The organism is Moraxella sp. CTOTU48268 (assembly GCF_032069585.1).
In the GTDB taxonomy this organism is placed as follows: Bacteria; Pseudomonadota; Gammaproteobacteria; order Pseudomonadales; family Moraxellaceae; genus Faucicola; species Faucicola cinerea.
The window spans coordinates 19556-30608 of record NZ_DAMALV010000028.1 but is presented as its reverse complement, the minus strand read 5'-3'; the positions used below and the strand labels follow the sequence as shown (position 1 = coordinate 30608).

General features: G+C 44.7%; 10 protein-coding genes. 6 read left to right on the top strand and 4 right to left on the bottom strand.

Annotated elements, in window-relative coordinates; all coding sequences use genetic code 11:
* Positions 1-177 precede the first annotated feature (177 nt).
* Positions 178-1047 carry an alpha/beta fold hydrolase gene (locus RT143_RS09315; RefSeq protein WP_409519709.1) on the top strand — a complete coding sequence of 290 codons (870 nt, stop codon included), beginning with the start codon at positions 178-180 and terminating at the stop codon, positions 1045-1047.
* 29 nt (positions 1048-1076) lie between these two features.
* The gene (locus RT143_RS09310) at positions 1077-1811 is read left to right on the top strand and encodes a CPBP family intramembrane glutamic endopeptidase (protein ID WP_313092648.1); all 735 of its coding nucleotides are present in this window, start codon (positions 1077-1079) and stop codon (positions 1809-1811) included.
* A gap of 17 nt (positions 1812-1828) precedes the next feature.
* Here the strand turns inward: RT143_RS09310 and dusA are convergent, their stop codons facing one another.
* From dusA to RT143_RS09295, 3 genes are all read right to left on the bottom strand, one after another.
* On the bottom strand, positions 1829-2797 hold the full coding sequence (dusA, locus tag RT143_RS09305) for a tRNA dihydrouridine(20/20a) synthase DusA (protein ID WP_313092651.1): 969 nt from the start codon (positions 2795-2797) through the stop codon (positions 1829-1831).
* Between the two features lie 109 nt (positions 2798-2906).
* Positions 2907-4229 carry an MFS transporter gene (locus RT143_RS09300; protein WP_313092647.1) on the bottom strand — a complete coding sequence of 441 codons (1323 nt, stop codon included), beginning with the start codon at positions 4227-4229 and terminating at the stop codon, positions 2907-2909.
* Between the two features lie 299 nt (positions 4230-4528).
* The gene (locus tag RT143_RS09295; RefSeq protein WP_313092646.1) at positions 4529-6217 is read right to left on the bottom strand and encodes a phospholipase D family protein; all 1689 of its coding nucleotides are present in this window, start codon (positions 6215-6217) and stop codon (positions 4529-4531) included.
* 157 nt (positions 6218-6374) lie between these two features.
* Between RT143_RS09295 and RT143_RS09290 the strand changes: the two genes are divergently transcribed.
* Positions 6375-7616, top strand: coding sequence for an O-succinylhomoserine sulfhydrylase (locus RT143_RS09290; protein ID WP_313092645.1), 1242 nt, complete (start codon positions 6375-6377; stop codon positions 7614-7616).
* A gap of 73 nt (positions 7617-7689) precedes the next feature.
* On the opposite strand, the gene RT143_RS09285 is transcribed toward RT143_RS09290, so the two are convergent.
* Entirely contained in the window at positions 7690-8460 is a 771-nt protein-coding gene (locus tag RT143_RS09285) for an NAD-dependent deacylase (RefSeq protein ID WP_313092643.1), read from the bottom strand.
* Positions 8461-8619: 159 nt separating this feature from the next.
* Here RT143_RS09285 and RT143_RS09280 point away from each other — a divergent pair, with 159 nt between their 5' ends.
* The 3 genes from RT143_RS09280 (at position 8620) to RT143_RS09270 (ending at position 10999) form a co-directional block, all read left to right on the top strand.
* Positions 8620-8949 (top strand): YbaB/EbfC family nucleoid-associated protein, encoded by a 330-nt coding sequence (locus tag RT143_RS09280; RefSeq protein WP_007115923.1) that lies wholly within the window; start codon positions 8620-8622, stop codon positions 8947-8949.
* A 147-nt stretch (positions 8950-9096) separates the two neighbouring features.
* On the top strand, positions 9097-9705 hold the full coding sequence (gene recR / locus RT143_RS09275) for a recombination mediator RecR (RefSeq protein ID WP_313092641.1): 609 nt from the start codon (positions 9097-9099) through the stop codon (positions 9703-9705).
* 82 nt (positions 9706-9787) lie between these two features.
* Positions 9788-10999, top strand: a complete 1212-nt coding sequence (locus RT143_RS09270; protein ID WP_313092639.1) for a ribonuclease D — start codon at positions 9788-9790, stop codon at positions 10997-10999.
* The last annotated feature ends 54 nt before the right edge of the window (positions 11000-11053 follow it).

Genomic DNA, 11053 nt, shown 5'->3' with positions numbered 1-11053 from the left:
AGTGAAAAAAGTGTTCGGTAAATTTGCTAGCCAAATCGGCTATGGGTTTGGCGAAACGCTCTCCAAAGGCTTTGCTAGCCAATTAACCCACGCGGCTGCAAATGATAAAGGAATGCAATAACCATGTCATCTGAGACGAGCCAGCATCCATTAGCCAATCGTTTGCCTTCTGCGCCAATGCTAGCAACAGGGACAGGAGGCATAATAGATACAGCAGGGATAGGGCAAAAACCGCTGATACACTTCGCGCATGCCAATGGTATTCCATCACGTAGCTATCAATATCTGTTTGATTTGCTGAGTGATGAATTTGATATTGTCTATATTCCAGCGTTAGGCATTGACCCGCGTTATCCGGTTGATAATCATTGGCAAAAACTGACCGAGCAAGTGATTGATAGCATCCAAGCGCACTTAAGCGCGCGCGGGCAAACCAAGGTCATCGGAATAGGGCATTCGCTTGGCGCATTGTGCACCCTGCAAGCTAGCTATCAAGCGCCCGAGCTATTTAGCCAAGTGATTGCCTTAGACCCACCGCTCATTCATGGCTACTATTCAATGGCACTGCATTGGGCAAAACGCTTTAGCCCACGGTTGGTAGATAGGCTCACGCCTGCAGGTCTATCAAGCCATCGCCGTGACACATGGCCAAGCCGTGAAGTCGCCTACGAGCATCTGCGACATAAAGCATTCTATCGACATTTTGATGAGCGCTGTTTTAATGATTTTATTAGTTATGGCTTGACTGATACTGCAGATGGGCAAGTGACGCTTACCATACCAAAAGCGGTGGAAGTGGCGGTGTTTCGTACCAATCCTTCACTATACTGGCAAAAACCTAACCATCCGCCGGCTGTCCCTGCCAAGCAAATAATTGGTAAAGATAGCTTGTTTTTCAAACGCGGGTTTCCTGCGCTGGTCAAACAGCGTATGGGCATTGATTTTGAAGTACATGAAGGCGGGCATATGTTCCCGTTAGAATACCCAGCCAGTACGGTTGAACGAATCAAAGCGCTTATTCACTCAGTCAATCATGATATCCAGTAACAACACAAACATCCATTAAAGGGTTTAATGTGCAAAATTTATCATTACAGCCTAGCACCCCCATCTACGATTTGCCAAAAACCATTGTGCTATCTATGGTATTATTGGCGGTGTTTTTTGCCAGTCAATTGATTGGCGTGGTGTTGTTTGCACCGTGGGTGCTACAAGATGCAGCAGATTTGGATATCGCTGAAAAAGTGTTGCAGGGCAGTGAAAACGGCACGTTAATGAGTCTATCGCTAGGCTTTACCTTAGCCATGGTGCTCGGCTGCGTTTATTTGTTTATCCGATTTAAAAACAGCCGTGTCAAAGATTATCTTGCCCTTAAATCCTTTACTTGGTATCAGTTGTTACAATGTAGCGCACTGCTGATTGTGCTAAATGTTCTCATCAATCTAGTCACCGTCTGGCTGGGTCGCGAGCCGATGATATTTATGGACAATCTTGCCGAGTCCGCGCATCCACGCTGGCTGCTTGTGCTGGCGATGGTGGTATTTGCGCCGATTTATGAAGAGGTGATATTTCGTGGGTTTATGTGGACAGGGCTTGCCAGCTCAAAGCTTGGTATGTGGGGCGCCAGTGTGCTAACCAGTATCCTATTTGCCGTGATTCATATGCAATACGGTGTGGTTGAGTTGTTGGGGATTTTTTGTCTAGCGATGTTATTTAGCTATGGGCGTATCATGTCAGGGTCACTGTTATTGCCTGTGGTGTTGCATATGATGAATAATGGCTTGGCGATGTGGCAGTATTTATACAGTTAGTCTTTTTTAGCTAACTTTTAACCCACATTCAACGCCAATACCGCTTCACCCGCTTCACGAACTTGGGCAACCGAGAGGGATTTTTGCCCGCTAAGTGCCTGACGCCATTTACGACTGCCTGTCAATCCTTGGAACAAGCCCAAATAATGGCGCATAATGGCCGTCAAAGGTGTGCCTCGCGCGTCACTGGCTGCCAAAAAATCCAGTAACTGATAAAAAATATCCGCTCGGCTAGGTACTGGCTCGCCCCACAGCTGCATGGCTTCGGCTAGAATATAAGGGTTGTGATAAGCTTCACGCCCAATCATCACGCCATCGACTTTCGTCAGATGGGTTTTGATTTCATCTATAGTGGTGATACCGCCATTGATTTCCACAAATACATCGGGAAAATCCTGCTTTAAGCGGTACACATCCTCATAGCGAAGGGGTGGAATTTCACGATTTTGTTTAGGGCTTAAGCCTTGTAGCCAAGCGGTGCGCGCATGGACGATGACATGCTGACAACCTGCTTTTACCACATGATCTACAAAATCCGCCATAAACTCATAACTATCAAAATTATCAATGCCAATGCGATGCTTGACAGTGACAGGAATATCCACCGCATCACGCATCGCAGAGACAATATCTGCCACCAATTTGGGCTCTGCCATCAAGCAAGCCCCGATTTTGTAATGTTGTACCCGATCGGACGGGCAGCCGACATTTAGGTTAATTTCATCGTAACCGTATTCCTTTCCGATTTTTGCACAGCGCGCCAATTCATCAGGATTCGAGCCGCCAAGCTGAAGCACCAAAGGATTTTCATTGGGATAAAATCGCAGCTGATAGTCTGTATCCCCCTGCAATATCGCCGAGGTACTGATCATTTCAGTATAAAGGTAAGTATAAGGATTGAATAATCGAGCAAAGTAACAATAATCGCGTGTACTCCAATCAATCATCGGTGCGGTGGACAATCGTTTATGCTGCATGGTAGTCATAGGCAGGGTCATCGGCAAATATTCAAAAAAAATGGCTAATCTATCAGCTAATCAATAAAAGCAGGCGCTAAAAAAGCGAGGGGAAAACAAACATCAGGGATGAAAAAACTCAAGAATTCATCAGCCGCTTGTCTTCCATGCGATACAAACCATGCAAGTTGGTCAACAACATACCCATAATGATGCCAATCACACAGACAAACACCAGATACAAGGCGCTTGAAAGCATTAATTTACGTGAAAAATAAACCAATAGCATAGGCAATAACGCGCCTGCCAATGCATACGCCACGTTATAGGCAAAGCTAATACCACTTAGGCGTACACTCACTGGAAACAGACGCACACAAATACTTGGGACTAAGCCAATCACACCAGAGAAAAACCCTAAAATCGCATAGTTAATCAGTAGTAACTCGCTACTGTTTTTTAGTGAAACAAAGAAAACAACACTGGCAATGCTTAAAAATATACAGCCTAAAGTAAATACACGACCTGGGTTAAAACGATCGGCAAAATAACCATAGGCTAAAGCCCCCAATCCACCAAAGATAATACCCACTCCATTGGATATCATCATCAAACTGGTATCGACATCAAAAAACTGGATGCCCAAAATCGGTAAAAGCAGATAAATCGTCAAATAAACACTGGCGGTAAACCAAGACAAACCCAGCGTCATCACCGTACCATAACGGTATTTGACAATAGCTCGGCGTATCGGCAGACGTTTAACCAAGCGATTTTTAGACTTAGCCATCAGCCAAAGCGGGGTTTCTTCAAGCTTGGCTCGTAACAGCACCGCAAATAGCGTACCGATACTGGCGAGGACAAAAGGAATACGCCAACCATACGATTGCATCTGGGTAGGGGTGAGCATATTTGATAACGTGGCGCTTAAAATATTGCCCATCAACGTCGACAAAATCAGCGCACTAATAAGAGCGCCACACACTGACCCTAATTGACGCCGTGGCATATGCTCAGCAATATATACCCATGAAGCGGGCACCTCAGCGCCATAGCCAAAGCCTTGAATTAAACGCAATAATAGCATGAGAACCATCGCTGCCACACCAATATGATGATAGGTAGGCAAACAGGCAATCACTAAACTCGACGCACCCACCAACAGCAAACTATACAGCAACACAGGTTTTCTGCCATAGCGATCGCCGATATCACCCAATATCAAACCGCCTAACGGTCTTGACATATAACCGGCTAAAATCAGCAGCAAAAAACAAATCGACTTTAACGACTCAGGTATATTTTCTGGGAAAAAAGCTTGATTGATACTATCATTAAAATAAAAATAAATCGTAAAATCAAAGGAAGCAAAAAAAGCCCCAAAAATCGTTAAATGCACCACGTTTCTTTCGTAGCGATTTAAATCCCTAATTTCTTCGTTGGCATCATGAAAAAATGGCATAGTTGACAATATTACCTAGAAGCTGGCTAAAGGTTTACAAGCTTTATAATCAATGGACAAATAGGTTACTTAACGCGCTAAAGAATTAAATTCGTCACTATTCACATGACAAATTAAATCAATTGAAAAATTGAGCAATAATTTATCGAAACTGTAATAAATTTAATTATTTAAATAAATATTACAAGCAAACGTCAGGATTTAACAGTTGAGATATATTACTTTTTGAAACCGCATACTATAGTGATTTTGATACTATTTTTATTATCAAAAATGTGTGTTTTTTGTAATATGCCCGCTTACAATAAGCGCTTAAATGGCAAGGCAGAAAAAATCTTTAGCCAAAGTCCATTGACAAACGTCATGTGCGGTTCTTTATCTAAGGTGATAAGTTTTTTATTGGTTTTATCATCATGGGTTTGCCACATTAGTTGTTTATTATCCTTAAGATGCACGCGATAACTGACATTGAGCATAGAATTATCAAACGTATTATGAAAGGATTTGGCAAGCGCTTTATCTTCAATCAGCACACCAAGCTCGGTATTGATGTTGGCAGAGCGCGGATCCACATTGTAAGAACCGATAAAAGTATATTTGTCATCCACCGCAAAGGCTTTGGTATGCAAACTGGTGCTATACTTACTGCGATATAAACTATGTTTTTTGCGGCGAAAGTCTGCATCGGCAGAGGATTTTAGCTCATACAGTCCAATTCCCGCTTTGAGCATCGGCACGCGTGCCACGTTATACCCGGAATGCACGATAGGCACATCGGTTGATTCATACGAGTTGGTAAAAATATTGATTTTTACCCCGTTTTCCATGAGTTTGCTTAGTTGCAGCACGCCCAAGTCAGTGGGCACAAAATACGATGAGACAATGGTCAATTGCTGTTTTGGGGTACCAATACGGGCTCGAAGCTGTGATACCAATCGGCTATCTTTATCATCTTGATTAAGCAGTTTTTTGACATCATCTGCCAAAAATTCCATCGGTTGCCAACGAAATGGGATTTTTTTATTATACAGTTGTTTATCGACTATGGCGCCATTTTGTACCCGATAAAGTTGCGAGCTTTTATGCAGATGAGACTGGCTGTTGATCGGTGCAATCGCAGTCAAAGTCCCCAAAAATGGCTCATCGCTTTTATTACGATCGGGGTTTTTTGAGGGTCTGACCAAACGCTCGATATCATACGATAGACGACTATCCCAATAATCTTCAAAACTATCATTGATTTGGTTGACTACTTTGCCGGCAAGCAAAACATCCAAATCAGCAAACTCAGCAATGCTATCTTTACGCAGATATTCATCGCCAATATTGCGCCCACCAATGATGGATAACTGACGGTCAAAGGTCATGCTTTTATTGTGCATGCGGCGTTGGTAGCGGGGCAGTGCTACCACAAAATTGGCGGGGGTAAAACCGCGCACCACTTTGGGGTTAATCAATCGCACTTGGATATTAGCATGCGCAGCAAAGGCAAGCAGCTGTTGGTCAAGTTCCGGATTGGTGTTCAAATCATCGAGTAACAGTCGTACTTTGACACCACGATTGGCGGCTTGGTATAAGTCTTTAAGCATCAATTGCCCTGCTGCATCGTTGTGCCAAATATAGTATTGGATATCGATGGTCTGCTGAGCCATTTCGGTCAAAATACTGCGTGAGGCGAACGCATCACTGCTATCAATCAGCGGATAATAACCGGAAAATTTGCTCGGTGAGGGGTTTTTGCTAGCACTGATACGACTGATTAAATATTGACCTTGTATACGCGATTTTTCGGAAAATTTTTGCGCACTTGGTAACTGCGTTGATACAGTTGGCGTAGCGGCGATATGGGGGTTGTTCGGCAGCATTTGGCAAGCGGTAAGTAGCAGCGTAAATAGCAATGGCAAGCAAAACGTCACAATTTTGGTGGTAAATTTTTGCGATGCTAGTCTGACAAAGCCAACAGATACCGAATAAAATGCTGCTACCAAAGCCTGAATCCTTTTAAAAAAATCACTGATTAACGTGGCATTCACCTAAGAAAAGTTGGTTCTCATGGCGTTTTTGCATAAAATACTGGCTTGAAAGCCACCGTCAAATCCAACTTATGCTATCATAATTTATTTGATGCACAAAAGATGTAACATTATGACCCAATTAGACCCCAACTGGCAAAGTGATGCACTTGATTTAAGCCTAGATTATGCCGACCAAACCATCGCCGTGCGCGGCGGTTACCACCGTACCGATGAAGGCGAACATAACGAAGCGATTTTTACCACCAGCTCCTACGTATACAACAATGCCGCCGATGCCGCCGACCATTTTAATGGCAATAAAAAAGGCAATGTCTACTCGCGCCATACCAATCCAACCGTGCGCGCTTTTGAGCGTAGATTGGCAGCTTTAGAGGAGGGCGAGCGCTGCGTGGCAACCGCGTCAGGCATGGGCGCGATTTTGACCATGTGTTTGGCGTACCTTCAAGCAGGTGACCATCTGCTAGCAGCCAAGCAATTATTTGGCTCCTCGGTCGCTCTGTTTGACACCTACTTTAAAGCGTTTGGCGTCGAGGTTAGTTATGTCGACTGCTTTGACAATGAGGCTTGGCAAAACGCGATGCAACCAAATACCAAGGTGCTGTACTGCGAAAGCCCCTCCAATCCTTTGGCGCAAATTGCCGATTTAAGTTTTTTATCAAGGCTCGCGCATGACCACGATGCGTTATTAATCGTCGATAACTGCTTTGCAACCCCCGCCATTCAAAAACCTTTAATGTTGGGTGCGGATGTGGTATTGCATTCCGCCAGTAAATATATTGACGGTCAAGGTCGTGTGTTAGGCGGTGCGTTGGTCGGTAACAATGAATTGATGGAAAAAGCCTTTGGGGTGGTGCGTACCGGTGGGATTAGTCTATCGCCATTTAATGCGTGGGTGTTGCTAAAGGGTCTAGAAACCTTGTCACTGCGTATGAAAGCCCACTGTGAAAATGCCAATCAAATCGCTAAATTTTTGCACAATCACCCAAAAGTCAGCAAAGTGCATTTTTCAGGGTTGCCCGATCACCCATCCCATGACATCGCCAAACGCCAACACACCGCACTCAAAAATGTGCAAGGCGGTGCGTTTGGCGCCATTATTGGCTTTGAAGTGGCTGACCAAGCGGCAGCCTGGCATGTTATCGATAGTACTAACATGATTTCGATCACCAATAACCTAGGCGATGCCAAAAGCACTATTACCCATCCTGCGACGACGACCCATTTTCGCATGACACCTGAAGCAAGAATCGAGGCAGGCGTGAGCGAAGGCTTAATTCGCTTCTCAGTGGGGCTTGAAGATGTCGATGATATTATCGCTGATTTAAAACGCGGTTTGGATACACTCGCCTAACAGAAAGCCAAAAGCCACTAGCCAGAACCCAAAAGCCAGTAGCAAAATTTACTGGCTTTTTTATTGCGCTTTTTTATTTCAGCGCATTGACCAACATCGGCAATATTTTCCCTGCGTTGTCGGGTAACACGATGTCAACCGCTGTGGTGTGGGTCGGATTGGGATTAATCTCGATGACGGTTGCGCCCTGTTTTTTTGCCAAATCAATCAAGCCCGCCGCAGGATAGACCACGCTTGATGTGCCGATACTCACCAATACATCACAATTGAGCGTTGCCGTTTCTGCCGTTTGCCAAGCGTCCTGGGGTAACATCTCGCCAAACCACACAATATCCGAGCGAATCAAACCGCCGCATTCACAATGTTTCAATGCCGTATCCGTCACAGCAATCGCTTTGGTATACGGCTTGCCGCAATCATGGCAGCGATTTTTGGCCAAATCCCCGTGCAGTTTTGCCACCGTGGCACCGCCTTGCTCATGCAGATTGTCGACATTTTGACTAAACAGCGTCCAACTTTTGCCTTGCTGCTTTGCCAATGCTTGCCATCCGCCTAAAGCAAAATGGGCAGGATTGGGCTGTTTATCGGCGATTTGTCCACGCCACCATTGGTGCCATTGCCACACCAAGGCAGGCTCATTTTCAAATGCTTGAACACTCACCAGATATTCGGCTTGGTATTGTTGCCAAAGTCCGGTAAGTTTATCCCGAAAAGTCGAAATGCCACTTTCAGCCGAGACACCTGCCCCCGTCAGGATGGCAATATTTTGGGCACATTTAATAACACTAGCGGCTTTATAGAGAGCGACCTCTAGCGATGCAGGTGTAGTTGTTGTCATAGTCATAGTTTTTTGCCGTTAATGGGTTCATGGTAGTGATGGTATCTTAGCATTTTTATGTGAATGATTTTAGATTAGCAGTTTGCACTAAAGATTAGCAATAGACAGTTTGCGGTCAAATTCGCTACAATGAGCCACCAACATTAGAAACAAACAGGAAAATTCATGAACTTACAAGCCCTCATGCAACAAGCGCAAATGATGCAAAAGCAAGTCGAAAAAAACGTTGAAAACGCCAAGAAGAAACTGGCAGAAAAAGAAGTGCATGCCGAAGCGGGTAGTGGCTTGGTGAAAGTCACCATGAATGGTCGCCATGTGGTCAAACGTTTGTCAATCGATCCAAGTCTACTGCAAGATGACCCTGATATGATTGAAGATTTGATTGCGGCTGCTATCAATGATGCCGTGCGTCAGGCCGATGAACTACATGAGACTGAAATGGCGAGTGCCACCAATGGCATGGGGTTGCCACCAGGCATGAATGGTTTATTTTAAACCCACTAGGGCTATCCATAAGGCTATAAAGTAGCGCTATAAAATAGTGGAAAATTGCCTTGCGATTAGGCAGGCAAACCCCCATAAAAAGCTGATAATTGACTGTCAGCTTTTTTTATTTTTTATCATTTTTATAAGAATGCGCCTATGCTAACGCCAAAATTTGATGAACTTGTAAAACAACTCAAAGTACTACCCGGGGTCGGACCCAAATCTGCCCAGCGGATGGCACTGCACTTGCTTAGCTATAAACGCCCGCAAGGTCAAGCGTTGGGCGAAGCCTTGATTGTGGCGATGCATGATATCAAGCAATGCCAAGTATGCCGTGGTTTATCAGATGAGGATATTTGCCCGATATGTAGCGATCCGCGCCGCAATGAGCGTGTGCTTTGTATCGTAGAGACGGCAGCAGACATGATGGCAATCGAGCAAACCGCTAATTTTAACGGTAAATACTTTGTGCTTGGCGGGCATTTATCACCCATTGATGGCATTGGCGTGGAGCAGCTCGGCATCAATCAGCTGATTGGGCTGTTAAAGCAACACCAAGCCGCGCAACCCCCCGTAGAAGAAATCATCTTGGCAACCAGTACCACGGTAGAAGGGCAAACCACCGCGCATTTTATCAGTGAAGCGGTCAAGCCTTACGTCACCCATATCACCCGGATTGCCCAAGGGATTCCGATGGGCGGCGAGCTTGAGTATTTAGATAGTATGACACTGGGTCAAGCCCTGCAAAATCGTGGACGGTTATAAAATCTTTTCATCAGTTTGACAAGACAAAATCCTAGATTCATCATAAAATACGCTTAAATTATCCGTCCACAAGACTCAAGTTATGCTCATCCAAAATCCGTTAAGCCCAGCCCAATTACAACAACTTCATGACTTGCCAATCCATTGGGTGAAAACTCAGGATGCGCTTTTTGCCCTGCTCGATGACCTAGAGCAAGTCGATACCATTGCGTTAGACACTGAGTTTATTAAGCGCGACACTTTTTTTCCCATTCTTGCGCTGATTCAAATCAATACAGGCAAAGCGATTTATTTGATTGACGCGCCCAAGCTGTATTTAGAAGAGTTTTGGGAAGTGTTAGCGGATATACCCACCGTGGTGCTACATGCGTGTGGCGAAGATTTGGGGATTTATTACTTACTCTCCAACTTGCCTGCGCTGCGTAATGTGTTTGATACCCAAATTGGTTTGGGTTTTTTGACCGGTGAAAACTCGCTTGGCTATCAAAAATCGCTGCAAGAAACAATTGCTGTGCATGTGGATAAAGGTGAAAGCCAATCAGATTGGTTGCAGCGCCCATTAACGCCTGAGCAAGAAAGCTATGCGGTAGACGATGTACGTTATTTATTGCCGATGTTTGTTGCCATCAAGACACAGTTGACCGAACAAGGTTTATGGCAATATGCGGTTGAAGACTGCCAAAGCTATACCCAAGAAATTTTTGCCAACTTTAGCACGCCTGATAACGCCTTGTACTTGAGTGTTGCTGATTACCGCGATAATCGCGAGCAACTTGCCATGCTGCAAACTCTGTGCGAATGGCGCGAACAACTTGCCAAATCAATCAATAGACCACGCACTTTTATCCTGCGCCCGCAGGCGCTCCGTGAAATCATCGAAAAACCGCCTTTTAGCATGAAGCAGCTAGGTTTTACCAGTATCAAGCCCAATGTGATTCGCATGTATGGTCAAGAGATTTTGACGCTGATTGATAAGGTACGTAAAGAAGATGACGCAGCCTATCCAAGTCTATTGCCGTTGCCTTATCGCAGTCTGTCTAGCGATGTGCAAAAACAACTGGAAAAAGCCATCAAACAGCAAGGGCAAACCTTGTCAATTGATGAGACAGTATTGATGCGAAAAAAATGGCTGTCAGAGCTGTATGCTTATGCTGTCGCAGCAGAAAAACCGGCATTAAGCCCTTGGCTCAGTGGGTGGCGCAAAGCGTGGATTATGGCAGAGATTTTACCCATTTTGGATACGGTGATTGCCAACAACCCGCCATCTATTGACCATGAAACAACCGCTGAATAAATGAAAAAATCCCAACGCTGATTGGGATTTTTTACTACTAAACAGCTTAAAAAT

Coding starts and splice junctions, on each gene's coding strand:
- RT143_RS09315 (WP_409519709.1), top strand. CDS start 178: ATGCTAGCAACAGGGACAGGAGGCATAATAGATACAGCAGGGATAGGG.
- dusA (WP_313092651.1), bottom strand. CDS start 2,797: ATGACTACCATGCAGCATAAACGATTGTCCACCGCACCGATGATTGAT.
- RT143_RS09300 (WP_313092647.1), bottom strand. CDS start 4,229: ATGCCATTTTTTCATGATGCCAACGAAGAAATTAGGGATTTAAATCGC.
- RT143_RS09290 (WP_313092645.1), top strand. CDS start 6,375: ATGACCCAATTAGACCCCAACTGGCAAAGTGATGCACTTGATTTAAGC.
- RT143_RS09285 (WP_313092643.1), bottom strand. CDS start 8,460: ATGACTATGACAACAACTACACCTGCATCGCTAGAGGTCGCTCTCTAT.
- RT143_RS09280 (WP_007115923.1), top strand. CDS start 8,620: ATGAACTTACAAGCCCTCATGCAACAAGCGCAAATGATGCAAAAGCAA.
- recR (WP_313092641.1), top strand. CDS start 9,097: ATGCTAACGCCAAAATTTGATGAACTTGTAAAACAACTCAAAGTACTA.
- RT143_RS09270 (WP_313092639.1), top strand. CDS start 9,788: ATGCTCATCCAAAATCCGTTAAGCCCAGCCCAATTACAACAACTTCAT.